Here is a 22217-nt window from a genome sequence, read left to right as displayed (position 1 = left end):
GCCGGCACAACCACCCAGCAGCGCGGCTGCCACCAAAACGGCGAGTACGGGGCGAATACCCATGTCAGATGCGACGTTACCCACCCGCGCGTGGTTCCTCACACGGGCGATGGCGTGGGGCGGTGAGCGGAGGGCCCGGTGTTGTGGGCGCGCAGCCACCACCCGCGCACGGTGTCGTGGCCGAGGTCGGTCCAGTGGCAGTTTTGCAGCGGCCCCACCCGGCGCAGCACCTCGGTCGGCCAGCCCAGCAGGAAACCGCAGCCCTGCCGCGCCGCGCCGCCGTGCGTCGCCACCACCACAGTGCCGCCGGGCACCTGGTCGGCCGCCTCCTGAAGCGCCTGCCCCACCCGTTTGCCCAGGTCGTCGAGCGTCTCCACATCGCAGCCCTGCGGCTGCTCGCCGGCCCGCCAGCGGGCGTGCTCGGTCGGGAAACGCTCGGCCACCTCGGCCATCGTGAGGCCCTGCCACTTGCCGTACGACCGCTCGCGCAACCGCGCGTCCGTCCGCACCGGCAGGCCGGTCAGCGCGGCCAGCACCGCGGCCGTGTCGGCGGCACGCTGCAGGTCGCTCGCCACGATCGCGTCCGGGCGCAGGCTCGCCAGCAGCGGCGCGGCCGCCTCCGCCTGCTCGCGACCGAGGTCGTTGAGGGGAGTGTCGGTCTGGCCTTGAACGCGATCCGTGGCATTCCAGTCGGTGTTGCCGTGGCGCCAGACGATGAGACGCGTCATTCCGCCTCTACCAGGGCGCGATCCACGAACGGGATCGTCGGGCAGTCCTTCCACAACCGGTCGAGGGAGTAGAACTCGCGCTCCTCGGTGTGCTGGACATGCACCACGATGTCGACGTAGTCGAGGAGGACCCAGCGGCCTGACCGCTCACCCTCGCGCCGCACCGGCTTGGCCTTTTCCGGCAGGTTGACCAGCGCTTCCTCGATCGCGTCCACGATCGCCTGCACCTGCCGCTCGTTTGGCGCGGAGGCGAGCACGAAGGCGTCCGTGATGACCATCTGGTCGGCCACGTCGATGATGACGATGTCCTGCGCCTTCTTGTCGGCGGCGGCCTGGGCGGCGCTCAGCGCCATCTCGCGGGCGCGCTCGGATGCAGTCACCCGACTAGCCTCTCACACCCGCCCATGTACCGCGCAGCAGTAAAGGCGACAAATCACCTGTAAAGGCGCCTCTTGGCGATGTACTGCACCACACCGTCCGGCACGAGGTACCAGACCGGCTTGCCCATCGCGACGCGCGCCCGGCAGTCGGTGGACGATATGGCCATCGCCGGCACCTGCACAAGGCTCACCGTGTCGGCCGGCAGGTGGTCGCCAGAGAGCGCGAAACCGGGGCGTGTCACCCCGATGAAATGCGCCATCTCGAACATCTGGTCCGTGTCTTTCCACGACAGCAGCTTCTGCAGCGCGTCCGCTCCGGTGATGAAGAAGAGCTGCGCCTTCGGGCCGTACTCGGCGCGCAGGTCACGCAAGGTGTCCACGGTGTAGGTGGGTCCGTCGCGGTCGATGTCCACGCGGCTGACGTGAAACTGCGGGTTGGAGGCGGTCGCGATCACCGTCATGAGGTAGCGGTCCTCGGCCGGGCTCACCGGGACGTCGGCCTTCTGCCACGGCTCGCCGGTGGGCACGAACACCACCTCGTCCAGCGAGAACCGGTTGGCCACCTCGCTCGCCGCCACGAGGTGCCCGTGGTGGATCGGGTCGAAAGTGCCACCCATGATGCCGATCCGGCGCGTATCGTCCGCCATGGCCGAATCGTAGATCGCTGCCGATCGGCTACGTGACACAAGGGCGTCGCAGGTCGCGGGACCCTCTCATCGGCGCGCCGCGAGAGCCCGCCGCAGGTCGTCGTCCGCGTCGATTACCACCCGGCGCAGTCCGGGCTCCACGTCATCGCGGGCCAGCAGCGCCCGGGCCGCCTTCCGGGTGGAAGCGGCGACGGCGTAGCGGGGAAACGCACTCTTGGCGACCTGGTCGGCCACCCAGGGGGTACGCAACCGCGCGGCGGCCGGCATCTCGGCAAAGTATTTGTCCACATAGGAGCGAGTCAGGTCGGCCTGCTCCGGATGCCAGAAGCCCGCCGCGTTCGCCTCGATGAGGCGGTTGGAAAGCGTGGTGTCCGTGGTGAGGATGCGCCACGCGCGTTCCTTGGCCGCCGCCTCCGGCAGCGCGGCGTGGCACTTGGCGGCCCACTGCTCGCCGGTCGCGCTCCGGTCGGTCGCCAGCTCCGCCTCGATCCTGTCCGGGCCGGCCGCGCCGAGCACCGCAAGGCGGTAGCAGATGGCCCACCGCAGGTCGGTGTCGATCCGCAGCCCTTCCGGTACGCCGTCGCCACCGAGCCAGCCGGTGAGCAGTCGCGCGTCGGTGCTCACGGCGACCAGGCCGCGGGCGGCCGCGAGCTGCAGCGAGCCGCCGGGCGGCGCGGTGGTGAGCAGCCGGGCGCAGGCCATCGCCACCGGCTGCAGCGCGATCTCCCGCGGCACCGGCTCGAGGTAACGGTCGAGCAGGTCGCGCGTCATGCCCAGCACGCCCTCGACCACGAGCGGCTCGGTCTCCAGCGGCAGCGCGGTCACGATGAGGGCGATGAGGTCGGCGGGTGAGCTCTCTCCGTCGCGTACCGCGTCGAGCGTCGTCGCCCACAGCACCGCGCGGTCGAGCGAGTCGTCGAGCGCCGGCAGGATCCGGGGCACCGCCGCGGTCGAGGCGGGATCCAGCCGCACCTTGGCGAAGGTCAGGTCGCCGGAGTTGACAAGCAGCAGGTCGGCCAACGGCTCACCGGCCAGCTCGGCCACCTCGGTGCGCTCGCCCTCGACATCGACGGGTACGCGCAGGCGCAGCGCCGAGCCGTCGTACACCCCGAGGCCCACGCGGTGGGGTCGCGGCGCCCCCGACTGTACGATGTGGACGCTCTTGAACGTGCCCTCCACAGTGGTCACCTCGGCGCGCAGCGTGTCGACGCCGGAACGGCGCAGCCACAGGTCGGCCCAGCCGCGCAGGTCGCGCCCGCTGGCCTCGGCGAGCGCGGCGAGCAGGTCGTCGAGCGTCGCGTTGCCGAAGCGGTGCGCCGCGAAGTGCGCCCGCAGCCCCGCGAAAAACGCCTCGTCGCCCAGCCACGCGACCAGCTGGCGGAGGACCGAGGCACCCTTCGCGTACGAGATCCCGTCGAAGTTGAGCAGCGCGTGCGCCGCGTCGACCACCTCCTCCGGCGCCACCGGGTGGGTCGACGGGCGCTGGTCGGCGATGTACCCCGAAGCCTTGCGCCGCAGGCCGAACGTGGTCCACGAGCGGTCGAAGCGGGTCGCCTCCGATGTGACCCGCACACCCAGGTACTCCGCGAACGACTCGTTGAGCCACAGGTCGTCCCACCAGCGCATGGTCACCAGGTCGCCGAACCACTGGTGCGCCATCTCGTGCGCGATCACCACGGCCCGCCATTCGCGGTCGCCGTCGGTCACCGCCGACCTGAAGATGTAGTCGTCGCGGAACGTCACCAGGCCCGGGTTTTCCATCGCGCCCGCGTTGAACTCCGGCACGAAAGCCTGGTCGTACTTGCCGAACGGGTACCGCACCCCGAACAGCTCGTGGTACCTGTCGAAGCACGCCTTGGTGATCTCGAAGATCTCGTCGGCGTCCTTGTCGAGGTGGGCCGCGAGCGACCGCCGGCAGAAGAGGCCGAGCGGGATGCCATCGTGCTCGTCGTAGCGCGCGTGGTACGGGCCGGCGACCAGCGACACGAAGTAGGTGGCCAGCGGCGGCGTCGTCGCGAACCGCCCGTCACCCTCGCCCACCCCGTTGCCCGCCACGAGCCAGCCCTCCGGCGCGCGCACGGTCAGCGTGAGCGGCGCCTTGAGGTCGGGCTGGTCGAAGCAGGCGAAGATGCGCTGCGCGGCGTCCAGGAAGGACATCGCGTACAGGTACGTCTCGCCGTCGGCGGGGTCGACGAAGCGGTGCAGCCCTTCGCCGGTGTTCGAATACGCCATCGCGGCCTCGACCACCAGCTCGTTGACCTCGGCGAGCCCGGTCAAGGGAAGCCGATTGCCGTCGAGCGTGGCAACGTCGAGCGGCGTGCCGTTGAGCGTGGCCGACCGCAGCTCCGCCGGCTTGATCTCGACGAAGGTCTCCGCCCCCGGTCGCGTTGCGCGAAAGCGCATCGTGACGGTGGAGTCGAACGACTCGGGACCGCCGGTGACGTCCAGCTCCACATCGTACGAATCGACGGTGAGCAGCTCGGCACGCTCGGCCGCCTCGGCCCGGGTGAGGCTACGCATCCGCCCATCCTGCCCGATCACGCGCGGTATAGCCTTCCACGGTGACCGGTCCCATGGCGCCCTCGGCGGGCGCCTCGGCTAAGGAGAACACGATGGCCCAGCACCCCAAGGGTGATTTCGACCTGAGCCGGGCGGTGTGGCAGCGGGCCAAGGGCGACGAGTCGGAGAGCGCGGTCGAGGTCGCCTTCGTCGACGACCTGATCGGCCTGCGCAACTCCGGTGAGCCGGACGGCGCGGTGCTTGTCTTCACAAGGGACGAGTGGGACGCCTTTGTCGGCGGCGCCCAGGACGGCGAGTTTGACATCGACTGAGCACGGACGGCTCACGCCACCAGGTCGCGGACCGCGTCCATCCGGGTGATCCGGGACGCGAGCCGGCGAAGCTGAAGGGCCAGGTTCATCGCGACGAGCACCGGCTCCTCGTCGGGCAGCTCGTAGCCCAGCCGGCGGCGCAGCCACTGTGCGACCTCGCTCCAGCTGTAGAACGACGTGTCGCACCCCGGGTTCAGCGGTGGTGGAAACCCGCCCGGACCCTGCCGGCCGATGGACCACAGTCGCACGATCTCGCGCGACCGGCCGATCCGCGCCGCGACATCGGCGAGCGTGACCCAGTCGCCGGTGGCCACGCGCATAGGGCGGAGCCCGGCGGACTCGACGTCACGTACCGCGGATGTGACCGCCTCGGCCAGGTCGGAAGCGTGCCGTCGCACGACCACCGCGCCCACCCCGTCACGCGGGCCTGGTGCCGGTGTGAGGTCGCGATGCGGCCGCAGGAGGGCCCTGCTCGGCACGCCGGCCACCACCAGCACGAACTCCTGAAGCTCCACGACCCCCTCCTCCGGAACCCGGGCACAGCCTGGTCACACGCGGCAGGTGGGCCCACGGATGGGTGCCCCGGCTACGCTCCGGGCCCGTCGCGGGCCGGCCATGCCCCTTTGAACCGCGCCCAGTCAAGCCCACCCCCACACCCCACCGGAGGAGCCAACACAGGGGCCAGCACCTGGCCCCTGCTGCGCGCGGCCACACGGCGCCGCCCTGGGACATCACAGTCGAAACGGTGCACCGCACGCGGGATCACACGCGGCCGGATCGCGTGACATCGCCGGTATCGGGTAGGGATCATGGCGAAGGAGGGAGTGTGTACCCATGACGCAGGACACGACCGCTCGGCAGCACAGCCCTTGGCTGGTGCTCGCGACGCTCTGCCTCGGCTTCTTCATGATCCTGCTGGACACCACGATCGTGAACATCGCGATCCCGGACATGAGCGCCGACCTCAACGCGTCGCTGGACCAGATCCTGTGGATCGTCAACGCGTACGTGCTGGTCTACGCCGTCCTCCTGATCACCGCAGGACGCCTCGGCGACCTGTACGGCCCCAAGCAGCTGTTCATCGTCGGCCTGGTGGTGTTCACGCTGGCCTCGGCCGCCTGCGGGTTCGCCAACAGCCCGGGCCAGCTCGTCGTCGCCCGCGTGGTGCAGGGCGTGGGCGGTGCACTGCTCACGCCGCAGACCCTCTCGGTGATCACGGTGATCTTCCCGCCGGAGAAGCGCGGCGCCGCGTTCGGCGTCTGGGGTGGTGTGGCCGGCGTGGCGACCGTCACCGGCCCCACGCTCGGCGGGTACCTGGTCACGGACTGGGGCTGGGAGTGGATCTTCTTCGTCAACGTGCCGGTCGGCGTGGTCACGGTCGCGCTCGCCGCGGTCGTGATGCCCAACCTCAAGCTCAACCGCCGCCACCGGCTCGACTGGACCGGCACCGTGCTCGCCACGGTGGGGCTCTTCCTGATCACGTACGGCCTGATCGAGGGCGAGTCGCACCACTGGGGCAAGGTGTGGGGTCCGATCACCATCGCCGAGCTGATCGGCGCCGGCGTGCTGATCATGGTGATCTTCTTCGTGCACCAGTACATGACCCGCATGAAAGAGCCGCTCATACCCTTCTCGATCTTCTCGGACCGCAACTTCTCGCTGATGAACTGGGTGGTCGGCGCGATCGCGTTCGGCATGCTCGGGCTCTTCCTGCCCCTGGTCATCTACCTGCAGTCGGTGATCGGGCTGAGCGCGCTGCAGGCCGGTCTAGCGGTGGCGCCGATGTCGCTGCTCTCGATGGTCATCGCCCCGTTCGCCGGGCGCGCCGCCGACCGGATGGGCGGCAAGTGGATCCTGTTCACCGGCCTCACGCTCTGGTCCGGCGGCATGGCGCTGGTGGTGTGGCTGGCCGAGGCGGACGCCGGCCAGTGGACGCTGCTGCCCGGCCTGCTGGTCGCCGGCGCCGGCCTGGGCATGACGTTCGCGCCGCTGCAGACGATCGCGATGCGGGACATCGCCCCGCGCATGGCCGGCGCCGCCTCCGGCCTGATCAACACCAGCCGCCAGCTCGGCGGTGTGGTCGGCTCCGCGGCGGTCGGTGCGCTGCTGCAGGCCCAGCTCGCGACCCAGCTGCCGGCGGCCGCTCGGGAAGAGGCCAGCGCGCTGCCCGAGCAGTACCGGGGGCAGTTCGTCGACGGGTTCAGCCAGGCCAACACGGGCAGCCTGCACGTCGGCTCGGGGCAGACCGGTGTCTCGCTGCCGCCCGGCCTGCCGGACCAGGTCAAACAGGTGATCACCGGAGCAGCGGAGCGCGCGTTCCACGAGGGCTTCACGCACGCGATGCGGCTGACGCTGATCCTGCCGCTGGCGGTCCTCGCCGCGGCGGCGCTCTCCTGCCTCTTCATCCGCGGCCGCACCCGCACCGCCGAGCGCGAGCAGGACGCGGCTCACGCCACGGTCAGCGGCTGAGCCTCGCAGGTCAGGCGGCGACGAGGATGCGTTTTTCGAAGCCGAGCGTGACGGTCCTGCCGTACCCCGCCGAGAGGAGCAGGGCCAAGGCGGCCGGCAGGTAAACACCGGGCTCCAGCCGCAGCACCACGTGTCCCGCGTCGAGAGCCATCTCCTCGAGGGCGGCCAGCAGCTGGCGGGCGATGCCCCGGCCACGGAACGCGGGTCGCACGTACATGCGCTTGATGGCGCCGGTCTGCGCGTCGATCCTCTGGAGGGCCCCGCAGGCCACGGCCCGCCCTTCGACCACGCCCACGAGGTGCTGGGCGCCGTCTTCGAAGGTGAGATCCAGCCCGCCGCCGGCTTCCTGTAGCTCCCGCTGCAACGCCGTCATCAGCGTGCCCAGCTCGGCGTCGTTGACAGGGCGGGCTTCGATTAACACAGGTCCAAAGTAGTCGGACGCGATTTCCGACAGGTTTCGTGCATGTGGCCCAGATACGGACACTATTCGTCCGTGGAGTCCGACTCCACCATCGCACCGCTCTTCGCATCGCGCACCGGCTGGCGGGCGCGGTGGGCGGCCAGGCGCTCCGCGGCGGTGGCCCGGGCCGAGTCCTCCTCCAGCCGGGCGTCGGTGCCCCGCGGACCCGACGTGTACTCGCCGATGGTCGGCCGCCAGTCGAACTCCCGCGTGCCGATACGCACCAGGTCACCGGGCTCGGCACCCGCCTTGGCCAGCGCATCCTCGACGCCGAGCCGCTCGAGCCGGTCGGCGAGGAAGCCCACGGCCTCGTCGTTGTCGAAGTTGGTCTGCCGTACCCACCGCTCGGGCCGGGGACCGCGCACCACGTACGCCCCGGCTTCCTCGGTGATGGTGAACCCGGCGTCGTCCACGGCCGTCGGGCGGATCACGATGCGGGTCGGCTCGGGCGCGGGCGCCAGCTCACGCGACTGCTCCACGAGCTCGGCCAGCGCGTACGTCAGCTCCTTGAGCCCTTCGCGGGTCGCGGTGCTCACCTCGTAGACCGCCAGCCCGCGGGCCTCGATGTCGGGCCGCGTGATCTCGGCGAGGTCGCGGGCGTCCGGCACGTCGATCTTGTTGATCACGACGAGGCGGGGTCGGTCGGCAAGCCCGCCGTACTCGGCGAGCTCGGCCTCGATCGCGTCGATGTCGCTGATCGGGTCGCGCCCCGGCTCCAGCGTCGCCGCGTCGATCACGTGCACGAGCACGGCGCACCGCTCGATGTGCCGCAGGAACTCCAGCCCGAGCCCCTTGCCGGTCGCCGCGCCCGGGATGAGGCCCGGCACGTCGGCGATGGTGAACGTGTGGTTGTCGACCCGCACGACGCCGAGGTTCGGCACCAGCGTGGTGAACGGGTAGTCGGCGATCTTGGGCTTGGCGGCGGAGAGCACGGAGATCAGCGACGACTTGCCCGCCGACGGGAAGCCGACAAGGCCCACGTCGGCGACGCTCTTGAGTTCCAGCACGATGTCGAGCCGGTCACCGGGCTCGCCGAGCTCGGCGAAGCCGGGAGCCTTGCGGCGGGAGCTGGCGAGCGCCGCGTTGCCCCGGCCGCCCCGGCCGCCCCGCGCGATCTCGATCGTGGTGCCGGCGCCCACGAGGTCGGCGATCGTCTCGCCGGCCGCGGTCTGCACGACCGTCCCGTCGGGCACCTTCAGCACAAGATCGGCGCCGTTGGCGCCGTCGCGGTTGGAGCCCTGCCCACCCTTGCCGTTTTCCGCCTTGATGTGCGGGCGGAAGTGAAAGTCGAGCAGCGTGTGCACCTGCGGGTCGACGACCAGCGAGACGCCGCCGCCGTGACCGCCATTGCCACCGTCTGGTCCACCGAACGGCTTGAACTTTTCCCGGTGGATCGAGACGCACCCGTGCCCGCCGTCACCCGCCTGCAGGTGCAGCACGACCCGGTCGACGAACGTCGCCACGCCCCCATCCTTTCAATTCCTGGGCCCGACAGCCGCGTCAACGGCTTGGGCCAACACAGCGAAGCGGGCCGGGACACCAGGTCCCGGCCCGCTCGAAAGCCGAGATGCTACTGCTGCACCGGCACGATGCTGACGGTCTTGCGCCCGCGCTTGGTGCCGAACTGGACCGAACCCCGCGCCAGCGCGAAGAGCGTGTCGTCGCTGCCGCGGCCGACCAGGTCGCCCGGGTGGAACTTGGTGCCGCGCTGCCGGATGAGGATCTCACCCGCGCTGACGACCTGCCCACCGAACCGCTTCACGCCGAGGCGCTTCGCCTCCGAGTCGCGACCGTTGCGCGAGCTGGAAGCACCCTTTTTGTGAGCCATTTCGCCTCGTCCTTACTTCCCGCTCGAGATGCCGGTCACCTTGACCTGGGTCAGCGGCTGGCGGTGGCCCTGGCGCTTGTGGTAGCCGGTCTTGTTCTTGAACTTGTGGATCCGGATCTTCGGGCCCTTGGTGTGGGCGGCGATCTCGGCGGAGACCGAGACCTCGGCCAGCTTGGCCGCGTCGGTGACGAGGTCGTCACCGTCGACGAGGAGCACCGCGGAGAGCGTCACCGCATCGCCGGGCTCACCGACGAGCTTCTCGACCTCGATCACGTCGCCCTCGGCGACCTTGTACTGCTTGCCGCCGGTCTTGACGATCGCGTACATCGGACGCGGACTCCCTGTCGCTAAGCGGATGACTGCGGGCCCTGCACCATTTCAAGGACACGAAAACCCGAGCGCGCCGAACGCGCGCCAAAGGACAGGATACGCCACCCCCGAGCGCGCGGCCAAATCGGCTAGGCGGCGCAGAGGGTGTCCAGGCGCTGCTGGAGCTGATCCAGCTTCGCACTGTCCACGCTGTCGATGTCGGCGCGCATGGTGCCCACTTCCGTGCCGATCTCGGTCAGCACGCCGCGCAGCCGCCCGTCGGTGGCCTTGGCCGCCTGCTCCTTCATCGCGTTGGACCACGTGGCGAGCGCGGCTTCGGCCTTCTGGCGGGCCTCGTACTCGGCCTTTCCATTGCCCTCGCCGGCGGCCTTGAGCATCGCGCCCAGCTCGGTCAGGAACGTCGACACGCCCTTGCTACTGGCCGCGAGCGCGTCGGCACACACCTGCTTGGCGTTGCCCGCGGCCGGGCCGGTCTCGGTCGTACCGCCGGGCGCGCCCGTGGCACCCGGCGAACCGGCCGCACCCGAAGGGCCGTCGGGCGCGGCCGAGACGCTGCTCGAAGGCGAGGCGGCGGGGCGGTCGGCCGAGCACCCCGCCCCCACCAGAAGGATCGCCACGACGGCCACGAGCGCGGGAGATCGATGCATGAGGGAGAGCCTACGGGCGCGTACGCCGCCGGGCACCACCGCGCCGGGTCCGCCGCCGGCCGCCCGAGCCGGCAGCCGCCTCGTCGGCGTCCTCGTCCTCTTCGTCGAGCGCGTCCGGGTCGTCCGGCCCGGCCAGGCGCATCGGCTCCACGGCTTCCGTCACGACCGGGTCGTCCTCCAACGAGCTCTCGTAACGCGACAGGTCGTACCCCATCGTGTCGTCCTCGTCGTAGGTCGGCGCGACCTCGACCGGCTCGACCGGAGCGGAGCTCGCGGCGCTCTTGCGGCCCCGCCGGCGCCCGCTGGCGACGCTCGACGAGCCGTTGGCGGCCGCCGTCTCCGTCCGCGGAGCCGCGGCGACGGCCTTGACCTTGTCGCCCGCGCCGCCGGAACTGGAACCGCCCGAACCGGACCCGCGCATCGGCACCGGCTCGGTGTGGACGATCAGGCCGCGGCCCTTGCAGACCTCGCAGGTCTCGCTGAACGCTTCCAGCAGGCCCGCGCCGATCCGCTTGCGGGTCATCTGCACCAGGCCGAGTGAGGTGATCTCGGTGACCTGGTGCTTGGTGCGGTCGCGCCCGAGGCACTCGGTGAGGCGGCGCAGCACGAGCTCGCGGTTGGACTCCAGCACCATGTCGATGAAGTCGATCACGACGATGCCGCCCAGGTCGCGCAGTCGCAGCTGGCGCACGATCTCCTCGGCCGCCTCGAGGTTGTTGCGGGTGACGGTCTCCTCGAGGTTGCCGCCCGCGCCGGTGTACTTGCCGGTGTTGACGTCGATGACCGTCATCGCCTCGGTGCGGTCGATGACCAGGTGGCCGCCGGAGGGCAGGAAGACCTTGCGGTCCAGGCCCTTGAGGATCTGCTCGTCGATCCGCTTCTCGGCGAACACGTCGACCGCGCCGGTGTGCCGCCGCAGCCGCGCCACGAGGTCCGGCGAGACGTGCTGCAGGTACGACTCGACCATGTCGTACGCGCCGTCGCCCTGCACCACGAGGTCGCGGAAGTCTTCGTTGAACAGGTCGCGGACGACCCGGATGACCAGGTCGGGCTCCTCGTAGAGCAGCGCCGGGGCGCCACCCTCCGCGGACCGCGCCTGGATTTCCTCCCACTGCGCCTGCAGCCGCTTGACGTCGCGGGCGAGCTCGTCCTCGCTGGCGCCCTCGGCGGCGGTGCGCACGATCACGCCGGCACCGTCCGGCACGAGCTTCTTCAGCACGTCACGGAGGCGCTTGCGCTCGTTGTCGGGGAGCTTGCGGCTGATGCCGGAGGCGTTGCCGTGCGGCACGTACACCAGGTGCCGCCCGGAGAGGGCGATGTGGCTGGTGAGGCGGGCGCCCTTGTGGCCGATCGGGTCCTTGGTGACCTGCACCAGCACCGAGTCGCCGGACCTGAGGGCCTGCTCGATCGAGCGGGCCCGACCCTCCAGGCCGGTGGCGTCCCAGTTGACCTCGCCCGCGTACAACACGGCGTTGCGCCCGCGCCCCACGTCGACGAAGGCCGCCTCCATGCTGGGCAGGACGTTCTGCACCTTGCCGAGGTAGACGTTGCCGGCCATCGTGCCGGCCGACGCGCGGGTCACGTAGTGCTCGACCAGCACGCCGTCTTCGAGCACGGCGATCTGGGTGCGGTCGCCGCGCTGCCGCACGACCATCACCCGGTCGACCGCCTCGCGGCGGGCCAGGAACTCCGACTCGCTCAGGATCGGCGGGCGGGTGCGGCGCTGCTCGCGGCCGTCACGGCGGCGCTGGCGCTTGGCCTCGAGCCGGGTCGAGCCGGAGACGCCCTGTACCTCGTCGGAACCGCGCCGCGGCTCCCGGATCTTGACGACCGTCGGAACACCGTCGTCGGCGCTGGACTCGACGTCGCTGGCGCCCTTCCGGCGCCGCCGCCGGCGCCGGCGGGTCAGCGGCTCGCCGTCCTCGTCTTCGTCTTCCTCGTCGGCTGCCTCGGCCGCCGGCTCGTCCTCGTCGGCCTCGTCGTCTGCGGTGCCACGCCCGCGACCGCGACCGCGCCGGCCGCGGCGGCGCCGCCGGCGACCGATGCCTTCCTCGTCATCCTCGTCGTCATCTTCGTCTTCCTCGGCCTCCACGGTGGTGCTCTCCGCGACGACCTCCGGCTCCGCTTCGACGACCTCGGTGGTACGCCGCCCGCGACGTCGCCGGCGAGAAGGCTCCGCCGTTTCGGTGGCCTCTTCGGCAGCGGCCGCCACCGGGGCGGCCTCCGGCTCGGCGGCCACGGGCTCGGCGGCCTTCTCACCGCGCGCCCTGCGGGCTGCCTTCGCGGGGGGCTCGTCCTCGGCTTCGGGCGCCATGAAGAGCACGGTCGGCGCGGACAGCGCGGCCCGGCGCCGACGGCCCGTCGGCGCCTCTTCGGCGGGTGCCTCGACGGCCGCGGGCTCGGTCACGACGGCCTCGGTGACCGGCTCGGCCAGCGGCTCCGCCGCCGCGGTCGCCTTCTTCCGCCGGGCGCGGGTGGTCTTGACCGGCGCGGGCTCTTCGACGACCGGCGCGGCTTCCGCAGCGACTTCCGGCGCTATGCCCGATTCATCCGGTGCGGCGACCTTCCGCCGTCGACGGGTCGGTGTGGTGGCCTCGGTACCCGGCTCGGCCGGATCGGCCGCCTTGCGCCGCGTGGTCCGAGTGCGCTTGACAGGGGTGCTGCTTTCGGCGGTATCGCCGGCCGGCTCGGAACCGGTCCGGTCACCGCCCTCTGGCTCGTTGTCGAGCATGGGCGTTCTCCAGTTCTGGCGGCCCCGGGCGCGGGTGAGCGCTGCCACGCAGGGTCGCCGCAAAGTGTTTCCGGCGGCTTGCCCGGGCGGGCTGGCCACCGAAGTCTGCCTGCTGAGCGCTGGCCGGAGACCGGCTAGCGTTCACCGATGGGTATCTCGTCGCGATCCGCCTCCAACGGATCGACGATCGCCCCCTGCGCGGTCAGCGTGCCCTGCGCCAGCCGGGTCGCCCGAGGGGGCACCGGCGGCTCCAGGTCGGCCACCACGCGGAGGCCGGCAAGAACGTCATCGGGCCGTACGGACGGGGTGACCTGCCGTACGACTAGGTCGAGTATCGCACACGGTACGCCCGTGACCTCGCTAGGTGCCGCCGAATCGGTGATCACAGAGATGGCGGCCACTGCGCCCCGCGTGTCGAAAGTGCGCCGGCCCTGCTTCGTCAGGCGCTCCACGAGCACCTCCTCGGCGGCCGTGAACGCGGCCACCGCCCGCCCCAGCGTGTCGGGCCCGACGCCGGGAAGCTCGATCCGCCAGTGAGACGCGTCGATCCGGTCGGGAAGGCTCGTGCCGGCCCGCGCCTCGACCGCGTCCAGCACGTCCAGACCGGGTGAGAGGGCGGCGTCGAGCGAGGCCCGGACGGTCGCCGGGTCCGTCGCCGCCTGCAGGCCGATCTCCAGGTACTCCGCCTCGCTGGCCACGCCGGTCGGCGCCGCCGACGCGTACGAGATCTTGGGGTGCGGGGTGAAGCCCTGTGAGAAGGCGATCGGCACTCCGGCCCGGCGTACCGCCCGCTCGAAGGCACGGGCGAAGTCGCGGTGCGAGGTGAACCGGAGCGGGCCGCGCTTGGCGTACCGGATCCGGATTCGCTGCACGACCGGAGCCTGGCCGCCCTCCGGCTGTGGTTTCCTGCTGATCGTGGTGCTCCCGTCGGCTCAGCGGGCGGTGGAAACAGGGGTCAGTGGCAGCAGCTTGCGGCCGGTCGGCCCGATCTGGATCTCGGTGTCCATCGACGGGCAGACGCCGCAGTCGAAGCACGGGGTCCAGCGGCAGTCGTCCTGCTCGAACTCCGACATCGAGTCCTGCCAGTCCTGCCAGAGCCAGTCCTTGTCGAGGCCGGAGTCCAGGTGGTCCCAGGGCAGCACCTCGGTCTCGTCGCGCTCGCGGGTGGTAAACCAGTCGAGGTCGACGCCGAAGTCCGGCAGCACCGCGGTGGCCGCGTCCACCCACCGCTGGTACGAGAAGTGCTCGCTCCACCCGTCGAAGCGGCCACCCTCCTCCCACACGCGGCGGATGACCGCGCCGACCCGCCGGTCGCCGCGGGAGAGCAGCCCTTCGATCAGCGAGGGCTCGCCGTCGTGGTACCGGAAGCCGATCGCCCGCCCCAGCGAACGGTCCGAGTTGATCTCGGCCTTGAGCTTCCGCAGCCGGCTGTCGATCACCTCGGGCGTGCACATCGAGGCCCACTGGAACGGCGTGTGCGGCTTGGGCACGAACCCGCCGATCGAGACCGTGCAGCGGATGTCCTTGGAGCCGGTCGCCGCGCGGCCGGCCCGGATCACCTCGTGCGCGAGGCGGGCGATCTGCAGCACGTCCTCGTCGGTCTCGGTGGGCAGGCCGCACATGAAGTAGAGCTTCACCTGGCGCCAGCCGTTGCTGTACGCCGTGACGACGGTGCGGATGAGGTCCTCCTCCGACACCATCTTGTTGATCACCTTGCGGATGCGCTCCGAGCCGCCCTCGGGCGCGAACGTGAGCCCGGTGCGCCGCCCGTTGCGGGACAGCTCCTGCGCCAGCGTGATGTTGAACGCGTCGACCCGGGTCGAGGGCAGCGAGAGCGAGACGTTCGTCCCCTCGTACTGCTGGGCGAGACCGGAGCAGATGTCACCGATCTCGGAGTGGTCGGCCGAGGAGAGCGAGAGCAGCCCCACCTCGGAGAAGCCGGAGAACTCCAGCCCCTCCTTGACCATCTGGCCCACCGTCGTGATCGACCGCTCCCGCACCGGCCGCGTGATCATGCCGGCCTGGCAGAAGCGGCAGCCCCGGGTGCAGCCCCGGAAGATCTCCACCGCGTACCGCTCGTGCACGGTCTCAGCGAGCGGGACCAGCGGCTTCTTCGGGTACGGCCACTGGTCGAGGTCCATCGTCGTGCGCTTGTGCACCCGGAACGGCACGTCCGCCCGGTTGGGCACCACCCGCTGGATGCGGCCGTCGGGCAGGTAGTCGACGTCGTAGAAACGCGGCACGTACACACTCTCGGTGCGCGCGAGGCGCAGCAGCAGCTCGTCGCGGCCGCCGGGGCTGCCCTCCGACTTCCACGCCCGGACGATGTCGGTGATCTCGAGGACCGCCTCCTCGCCGTCGCCGAGCACCGCCGCGTCGACGAAGTCGGCGATCGGCTCCGGGTTGAACGCCGCGTGCCCGCCCGCCACGACCACCGGGTGCTCCGCCGTGCGGTCGCGCGCCAGAAGCGGGATGCCGGCCAGGTCGAGCGCGGTGAGCAGGTTGGTGTAGCCCAGCTCGGTGGAGAACGAGACGCCGAGCATGTCGAACGCGCCCACCGGCCGGTGCGCGTCGACCGTGAACTGCGGCACGCCGTGCTCGCGCATCAGCCCTTCGAGGTCGGGCCACACGGCGTAGGTCCGCTCGGCCAGCACGTCGGGCAGCTCGTTGAGCACCTCGTACAGGATCTGGACGCCCTGGTTGGGCAGGCCCACCTCGTAGGCGTCCGGGTACATCAGCGCCCAGCGGACGGTCGCCGAGTCCCAGTCCTTGACGACCGCGCCCAGCTCCCCGCCGACGTACTGGATCGGCTTGCTGATGCGTGGCAGCAGCTGCTCGAGCTGCGGAAAGACGGACGGGACGCTCACGAAACCTCCAGGGTGCTGTCCAATCGCCCAGAATACGCGCCGGTATGACGGGTGGTGCCGCGGTATTAGCCTCGGAGGGGTCACGAGCCGCTGTGGAAGGAGTGCACGGGAAAATGCCGGGACCGGATCCCGACCCCACCCGACGGGAGCTCCCCGGGGAGGAGCCGACGGCCGTGACCCCGCCCGCCGAGGACGACGACGGCGTGAGCGGCCTCAAGCCGACCCTCAAGGAGCCGCCCCGGTGGTCCGGCTCCGCGGCCGTGCCGCCGCCCAGCGAAAAGAAGCGCAAGCGCTGGCTCGCCACCGCCCACGACCTGGAAGCGCCGGGCCTGGCCCCCTCGCTGCCGCCGCGCGACCCCACCATGCAGCTGCCCGAGGAGGAGCGCCGGGCGTACGAGGGCGCGGCGCCGGTCGACCCGTGGGCCGACGCCGACCCGCTCGACCAGCCGTACCCGCAAACCCTGCTGGATGTGCCGCACGCGCCGCCGCCAGCGCTCCCGGCGGCACCACCCCCGCCGCCGCGCGCCCTGCCGCCCACGCGGCACCAGCCGGCCGTCCCGCCGCCACCGCCGCAGCTGCCACCGCCGCCGCCACCCGCGAACCTCCCGGCCCGCCAGGTCCGGCAGGTGCTGCCCGACGTGCGCAAACCTCCCAAAAAGCAGAAGTCGCGCAAGGGCCCACCACCGCCGCCGCAGGGACCGCCGCCGGGCTGGCGGCCCCCACAGGGGTACGTGCCGGTGCCGGTCCGCCGCCGGCGGCGCAAGTGGCCGTGGGTTTTTTTGCTCATGACGCTGGCGTGCTGCTGTGGCTGCCCCGCGTATTTCGGCAAGCCGATGTGGGAGCAGTACCCCGCGTCCGTCTCGCTCCCCGCCGAAATCTCCGACCTGAGCCTGCGCGACGACGCGGCCAGCCAGCGCGTGGCCACCGAGTTGCAGGCCGACCTGCGGGGCACCCACATGCTCGCCGAGGAGACGTTCGCCGGGGTGTACGCGGACGGCGCAGGCAAGCGGGTGACGCTCTTCGGCACCACCGGTTTCCGCTTCTCCCCGAGTCTGACCTGGAGAAAGAGTTCAGCCGGCTGACCGAGAGGTACCGGCTGCGCGAGATCGAGTCGCTGGACACCGGCACCCGCGGCGAGTACCTGCGCTGCGGCATCGGCAAGGACGGCCAGGCCACTGTCGCGGTGTGCGGGTGGGCCGACCACGGGAGCCTGGCGACGGGCGTCTTCACCCGCCGTTCGGTGGACGACAGCGCCACGCTCCTGGAGCGCCTCCGCGGCACGGTCGTCAGCCGAGGGTAGGAGCCGGCCGGAAACCAGTTGGCTGCCGGATGGCGACAACCAGGCAGTGCGAGGCAGAATCTGGACATGCGGCGATGGCTCTTCGCTGACCAGCTGGGGCCGCACTTCCTCGACGGGGCGCACCAACCGGTGTTGTTGATCGAGTCAAAGGCGGTCTTCCGTCGCCGCGCGCTCCACCGCCAGAAGGCGCATCTGATCCTCTCCGCGATCCGTCACCGCGCCGCCGAGCTGGGCGACCAGGCCGTGCACCTCAAGGCCGAGACCTTCCGCGACGGGCTCCGGCAGTACGGCGAGGTGGTCGAGGTGTGCCACCCGACCTCCCGGCGGGCCCGTGACTTCGTGCGCGCACAGGAAAAGGTCACCGTGCTCCCTCCGCGTGGCTTCGTCACGAGCCACGAAGACTTCGCCGCCTGGGCCGACGGGCGGCGCGGCGCCGCGCGGCTCGACGACTTCTACCGCCACGCCCGGCAGGCGCACGGCGTGCTGATGGACGGCGACGAGCCGGCCGGCGGGCGGTGGCAGGTCCGGTTCAACGACGCCCCGCACCAGACCGAGCTGCCGCCACCGCCCGCGCCGGTCGAAGACGACATCGACGCCGAGGTCCGCGACGACCTCGACCGGTGGGCCGCGGAGGGCATCGAGTTCATCGGGCGGGACGGCCCGCGCCAGTTTCCCGCGAGCCGCGCCGAGGCGCTCGACCGGCAGCAGCACTTCCTCGTGCACCGGCTGCCGCACTTCGGCCGCACCGGCGAGATGCTCGCCGGCGATCCCTGGCTCGCGCACAGTGGACTGTCCACATCGTTCAACATGGGCCTGCTCGAGCCCTTGCCGGCGGTGCGGCAGGCCGAGGAGGAGTTCCGCGCCGGCCACGCGCCGCTGTCCAGTGTGGAGCGCTTCACCCGCCAGGTGATCGGGTGGCGCGACTACCTGTGGCACCTGTACTGGTACCTCGACGCCGGATACCCCGCCGGCGTCCGCACACCCGGGCGCAGCTCCATCCCTTCGTGGTTCGCCACGCTCGACGCCGAGTCCGTGCAGGCCCGCTGCCTGTCCAGCGCGCTCGCGGCCGTCCGCGACCGCGGCTGGGCCCACCACGCGGTCCGGCAGGCGGTGCTCGGCAACTACGCGGTGCAGCGCGGCTGGCGGCCGACCGACATGGTCGACTGGTTCGAGCGCGCGTTCGTCGACGGGCACGAGTGGGTGATGATCGGAAACGTCGCCGGCATGGCCCGCCACGCCGAGCTCGGCTCGGTGACCACCGAGGCACACGCGGTCAGCGGCACGCACATCAGCCGCACCAGCGACTTCTGCGGCGGCTGCCGGTACGACCCGAGGCAGCGCGCGGGCACCGGCGCCTGCCCGTTCACCGGCGGCTACTGGGCCTACCTGCACCGCACGAGGGAGCGCCTGCACGGCAACGTGCGGATGACGCGGGCGCTGAAGCAGCTCGGCCAGATCCCCGACCTCCCCGAGATCGTCGCCCAGGAGCACGACCGCGGCGACCGCGCGCCGTAACCCTTTAGCGCGCCCACCCGTGGGCAAGCGCACCGCCACACCTTGAAGCGAAACAGATGTTTGCCCCCGCCCGCGCCACCTGCGGACCGCATGCTCCCGCGGGCACCGCTCCGGTCGGCGGCTCGCCAGGGCTCGCCGAAATCCCCGACCTCCGCTGCAAGGTCCGCGGGCCAAGCCCGGCCCCCGCGGCGGGTGAGGCCGCGGGAGCAACGGTCCGGACCACGACGGGCGTCGCGGTAGCTCAGAGTCTCTGGAAATGGGCTCGGGTCCGTCGCCGCCGCGAGCGGACCCGAAGCCCCTGGTCAGGCGCGGGTGACCGCGACCGTCACCTTTTCGCCCTCGCCGACCTCACCCTCGAAGCCGGTCGCGGCCCCGTCGAGGCGCAGCTCGGTCGCGAGCACCTCGGCGGCCACGAAGTCGCGGTGCGCCTCGACCGCGGCCGCCACCTCCGGCGAGCCGGCGAGCGCGACGGCCACGCGGTCGCTCACGTCGAACTGGGCGTCGCGGCGGGCCTGCTGCACGACCCGGACCACGTCGCGCGCCAGGCCTTCGGCCGCCAGCTCGGGCGTGACCGCGGTGTCGAGCACCACCACGCCCTCGCCGCCGGGCAGCGGCGCGGAGTGCTCGGCGTCGGCGGCGACGAGCTTCAGCTCGTACTCGCCGTCCTGCAGCGCAACGCCGGCGGCGACCGGGCGACCGTCCACAAGCGACCACTCGCCGGCCTTGACCGCCTTGATCACCTTCTGCACCGCGCCGCCGACCCGCGGGCCGAGCGCGCGGGGCACGACGGTCAGCACCTGCTCGCAATAGGACGCCAGCTCGCCGGTGAACACGACCGACTTCACGTTGACCTCGTCGGCCACCAGGTCGGCGAAGGGCCGCAGCGCGTCGGCCGCCGGCGTCGCCACGGTGAGCTGGGCCAGCGGAAGTCGCACCCGCAGGCCGCGCGCCTTGCGCAGCGACAGGGCCGCCGAGCAGACCTCACGCACGGCGTCCATCGTCGCGACAAGCTCGCGGTCGGCGGGAAACGCCTCCGCCTCCGGCCAGTCGGTCAGGTGCACAGAGCGCTCGCCGGTGAGCCCGCGCCAGATCTCCTCCGCGGTCAGCGGCGCGAGCGGCGCCACGACGCGGCAAAGCGTCTCCAGCACGGTGTAGAGAGTGTCGAACGCGTCCCGGTCACCGCTCCAGAACCGGTCCCGCGACCGCCGCACGTACCAGTTCGTCAGCGCGTCCAGATAGGACCGCACCGACGCGCAGGCACCGGAGATGTCGTAGTCGTCCATCTGGCGCTGCACTGTGGACACCAGCTCGGCGGTCTTCGCCAGCACGTACCGGTCGAGCAGGTGGGTCGAGTCGGTCCGCTTCGACGCCTCGTAACCCGACGCGTTGGCGTACAGCGAGAAGAAGTACCAGACATTCCACAGTGGAAGCAGCACCTGGCGGACGGCGTCGCGGATCGCGCCCTCCGTAACCGGCATGTCCCCGCCGCGCAGCACCGGCGACGACATCAGCATCCACCGCATGGCGTCGGAGCCGTGCGAGTTGAAGACGCCGTACACGTCCGGGTAGTTGCGCAGGCTCTTGGACATCTTCCGCCCGTCTTCGCCCAGCAGGATGCCGTGGCTCAGGCAGTTGCGGAACGCCGGCCGGTCGAACAACGCGGTCGCCAGCACGTGCATGGTGTAGAACCAGCCCCGCGTCTGTCCGATGTACTCGACGATGAAGTCGCCGGGGTAGTGGTGCTCAAACCACTCGCGGTTTTCGAACGGGTAGTGCACCTGGGCAAACGGCATCGAGCCTGACTCGAACCAGCAGTCGAGCACCTCGGGCACGCGCCGCATGACCGACCGTCCGGTCGGGTCGTCCGGGTTGGGGCGCACGAGGTCGTCGACGGAGGGGCGGTGCAGGTCCGTCACGGCGACGCCGAAGTCGCGTTCCAGATCGGCGAGGGAGCCGTAGACGTCCACGCGCGGGTAGGCCGGGTCGTCCGACTTCCACACCGGGATCGGCGAGCCCCAGAAGCGGTTACGGGAGATCGACCAGTCCCGCGCGCCGGCCAGCCACTTGCCGAACGAGCCCTCCTTGACGTGCGAAGGCGTCCAGTTGATCTGCTGGTTGAGCTCCACCATCCGATCGCGGAACCGGGTCACGGCGACGAACCACGACGACACCGCCTTGTACACCAGCGGCGTGTCGCACCGCCAGCAGTGCGGGTACGAGTGCGTGTAGGTCTCCTGCCGCACCACCACGCCCCGCTCGCGCAGCGCACGGGAGATCGGCTTGTTGGTGTCGAAGACCTGCTCACCCTGGTACGGCGGGACGAGCGAGGTGAAGCGTGTGTGCTCGTCGACGGTCACGACGGTGGGGATGCCGGCGGCGTTGCACGCGTTCTGGTCGTCCTCGCCGAACGCGGGCGCCATGTGCACGACCCCGGTGCCGTCCTCCGTGGAGACGAAGTCGGCGCCCAGCACCTGAAACGCGTTTGGCGTGTCGGCCAGGAAGTCGAACAGCGGCGTGTACCGGCGGCCGACGAGCTCGGCACCGCGCACGACGCCGACCGGGGTGAGGTCGCCCAGCTCCTTCTCGTACGCCCCCAACCGCGCGGCGCCGATGATGTAGCGCTGCCCGGCCGAGTCGGCGAGCACCGCGTACTCGATGTCGGGCCCCACGGCGATCGCCAGGTTGGACGGCAGCGTCCACGGCGTGGTCGTCCAGACCGCCACCTTCTCGCCGGTGTCCAGGGTGAACCACACGGTGAGCGACGGGTCCTGCCGGTCGCGGTAGACGTCGTCCATCCGGGTCTCGGTGTTGGACAGCGGCGTCTCGCACCGCCAGCAGTACGCCAGCACGCGGAAGCCCTCGTACACCAGGCCCTTGTCGTGGAGGGTCTTGAAGGCCCACATGACGCTTTCCATGTAGTCCAGGTCGAGCGTCTTGTAGTCGTTGGCGAAGTCGACCCAGCGCGCCTGGCGGGTGACGTACCGCTCCCAGTCCTGGGTGTACGTCAGCACCGACGTGCGGCACACGTCGTTGAACCGGGCCACGCCGAGATCGAGGATCTCCGCCTTCGTGGAGATGCCGAGCTGCTTCTCCGCCTCGACCTCGGCCGGCAGCCCGTGCGTGTCCCATCCGAACCGCCGCTCCACCCGGCGGCCGCGCATGGTGTGGTAGCGCGGCACGACGTCCTTCACGTACCCGGTGAAGAGGTGGCCGTAGTGCGGCAGCCCGTTGGCGAAGGGCGGCCCGTCGTAGAACACGTACTCGTTCGCGCCGTCGACGCCGGCGTCCCGCGCGTCCACCGATGCCTGGAAGGTCTTGTCCGCCGCCCAGTGGTCGAGCACGCGGCGCTCGACCTCGGGCAGGTCGGGACTCGCCGGCACGCCGGCCTTCGGATCGGTCTTCGGGTACACCCTCGGTCTCCTCGCAGCTCACAAAGCTCATGTGCACACTGCGAGGACGAGCCGAAGCCCGCGGTACCACCCCG

General features: G+C 71.3%; 18 protein-coding genes. 4 read left to right on the top strand and 14 right to left on the bottom strand.

Going from position 1 to position 22217, the window contains the following annotated elements; genetic code table 11:
• Window positions 1-98 precede the first annotated feature (98 nt).
• The 4 genes from Phou_RS45385 to pepN all read right to left on the bottom strand — a co-directional run bounded on the left by Phou_RS45385 (window position 99) and on the right by pepN (window position 4275).
• Complete coding sequence (locus Phou_RS45385) at window positions 99-728, bottom strand: histidine phosphatase family protein (protein ID WP_173070228.1); 630 nt, start codon at window positions 726-728, stop codon at window positions 99-101.
• Window positions 725-1108 (bottom strand): ribosome silencing factor, encoded by a 384-nt coding sequence (gene rsfS, locus Phou_RS45380; protein WP_173070226.1) that lies wholly within the window; start codon window positions 1106-1108, stop codon window positions 725-727. Before rsfS ends, Phou_RS45385 begins: the two co-directional genes overlap by 4 nt.
• Before the next feature lie 53 nt (window positions 1109-1161).
• Window positions 1162-1755 carry a nicotinate-nucleotide adenylyltransferase gene (gene nadD / locus Phou_RS45375; protein ID WP_173070224.1) on the bottom strand — a complete coding sequence of 198 codons (594 nt, stop codon included), beginning with the start codon at window positions 1753-1755 and terminating at the stop codon, window positions 1162-1164.
• A gap of 66 nt (window positions 1756-1821) precedes the next feature.
• Window positions 1822-4275: an aminopeptidase N gene (gene pepN / locus Phou_RS45370; RefSeq protein ID WP_173070222.1), complete on the bottom strand. Its 2454-nt coding sequence runs from the start codon at window positions 4273-4275 to the stop codon at window positions 1822-1824.
• 92 nt (window positions 4276-4367) lie between these two features.
• On the opposite strand from pepN, the gene Phou_RS45365 reads away from it, so the two are divergent.
• The gene (locus tag Phou_RS45365; protein ID WP_173071469.1) at window positions 4368-4586 is read left to right on the top strand and encodes a DUF397 domain-containing protein; all 219 of its coding nucleotides are present in this window, start codon (window positions 4368-4370) and stop codon (window positions 4584-4586) included.
• 11 nt (window positions 4587-4597) lie between these two features.
• Here Phou_RS45365 and Phou_RS45360 read toward each other — a convergent pair whose 3' ends face one another.
• Window positions 4598-5101, bottom strand: a complete 504-nt coding sequence (locus tag Phou_RS45360) for a helix-turn-helix transcriptional regulator (protein ID WP_173070220.1) — start codon at window positions 5099-5101, stop codon at window positions 4598-4600.
• 319 nt (window positions 5102-5420) lie between these two features.
• On the opposite strand from Phou_RS45360, the gene Phou_RS45355 reads away from it, so the two are divergent.
• Window positions 5421-7055, top strand: a complete 1635-nt coding sequence (locus Phou_RS45355) for an MFS transporter (protein WP_173070218.1) — start codon at window positions 5421-5423, stop codon at window positions 7053-7055.
• Between the two features lie 10 nt (window positions 7056-7065).
• On the opposite strand, the gene Phou_RS45350 is transcribed toward Phou_RS45355, so the two are convergent.
• The 8 genes from Phou_RS45350 to Phou_RS45315 all read right to left on the bottom strand — a co-directional run bounded on the left by Phou_RS45350 (window position 7066) and on the right by Phou_RS45315 (window position 15918).
• The gene (locus Phou_RS45350) at window positions 7066-7476 is read right to left on the bottom strand and encodes a GNAT family N-acetyltransferase (RefSeq protein WP_173070216.1); all 411 of its coding nucleotides are present in this window, start codon (window positions 7474-7476) and stop codon (window positions 7066-7068) included.
• Between the two features lie 62 nt (window positions 7477-7538).
• The gene (gene obgE / locus Phou_RS45345; RefSeq protein ID WP_173070214.1) at window positions 7539-8978 is read right to left on the bottom strand and encodes a GTPase ObgE; all 1440 of its coding nucleotides are present in this window, start codon (window positions 8976-8978) and stop codon (window positions 7539-7541) included.
• Window positions 8979-9085: 107 nt separating this feature from the next.
• Window positions 9086-9343, bottom strand: coding sequence for a 50S ribosomal protein L27 (gene rpmA / locus Phou_RS45340; RefSeq protein WP_173070212.1), 258 nt, complete (start codon window positions 9341-9343; stop codon window positions 9086-9088).
• Window positions 9344-9355: 12 nt separating this feature from the next.
• On the bottom strand, window positions 9356-9670 hold the full coding sequence (rplU, locus tag Phou_RS45335; protein ID WP_173070210.1) for a 50S ribosomal protein L21: 315 nt from the start codon (window positions 9668-9670) through the stop codon (window positions 9356-9358).
• A gap of 131 nt (window positions 9671-9801) precedes the next feature.
• Entirely contained in the window at window positions 9802-10320 is a 519-nt protein-coding gene (locus Phou_RS45330; protein ID WP_173070208.1) for a hypothetical protein, read from the bottom strand.
• Window positions 10321-10330: 10 nt separating this feature from the next.
• Window positions 10331-13051, bottom strand: coding sequence for an Rne/Rng family ribonuclease (locus Phou_RS45325; protein ID WP_173070206.1), 2721 nt, complete (start codon window positions 13049-13051; stop codon window positions 10331-10333).
• A 134-nt stretch (window positions 13052-13185) separates the two neighbouring features.
• A complete protein-coding gene (locus tag Phou_RS45320; RefSeq protein ID WP_173070204.1) occupies window positions 13186-13923 on the bottom strand; it encodes a TIGR03936 family radical SAM-associated protein in 738 nt (245 codons plus the stop codon).
• A 60-nt stretch (window positions 13924-13983) separates the two neighbouring features.
• On the bottom strand, window positions 13984-15918 hold the full coding sequence (locus Phou_RS45315) for a TIGR03960 family B12-binding radical SAM protein (RefSeq protein WP_173070202.1): 1935 nt from the start codon (window positions 15916-15918) through the stop codon (window positions 13984-13986).
• A gap of 113 nt (window positions 15919-16031) precedes the next feature.
• On the opposite strand from Phou_RS45315, the gene Phou_RS54065 reads away from it, so the two are divergent.
• Both Phou_RS54065 and Phou_RS45305 read left to right on the top strand, forming a co-directional pair.
• On the top strand, window positions 16032-17000 hold the full coding sequence (locus Phou_RS54065; RefSeq protein ID WP_246274835.1) for a hypothetical protein: 969 nt from the start codon (window positions 16032-16034) through the stop codon (window positions 16998-17000).
• Between the two features lie 284 nt (window positions 17001-17284).
• Window positions 17285-18733 (top strand): cryptochrome/photolyase family protein, encoded by a 1449-nt coding sequence (locus tag Phou_RS45305; RefSeq protein WP_173070200.1) that lies wholly within the window; start codon window positions 17285-17287, stop codon window positions 18731-18733.
• Between the two features lie 302 nt (window positions 18734-19035).
• Here Phou_RS45305 and ileS read toward each other — a convergent pair whose 3' ends face one another.
• On the bottom strand, window positions 19036-22143 hold the full coding sequence (ileS, locus tag Phou_RS45300; protein WP_173070198.1) for an isoleucine--tRNA ligase: 3108 nt from the start codon (window positions 22141-22143) through the stop codon (window positions 19036-19038).
• Window positions 22144-22217: the final 74 nt, after the last annotated feature.

Origin of the sequence: Phytohabitans houttuyneae (assembly GCF_011764425.1) — a bacterium.
In the GTDB taxonomy this organism is placed as follows: Bacteria; Actinomycetota; Actinomycetes; order Mycobacteriales; family Micromonosporaceae; genus Phytohabitans; species Phytohabitans houttuyneae.
The sequence above is the reverse complement of the archived record's forward strand: the minus strand, read 5'-3'. Positions and strand labels throughout refer to the sequence as shown.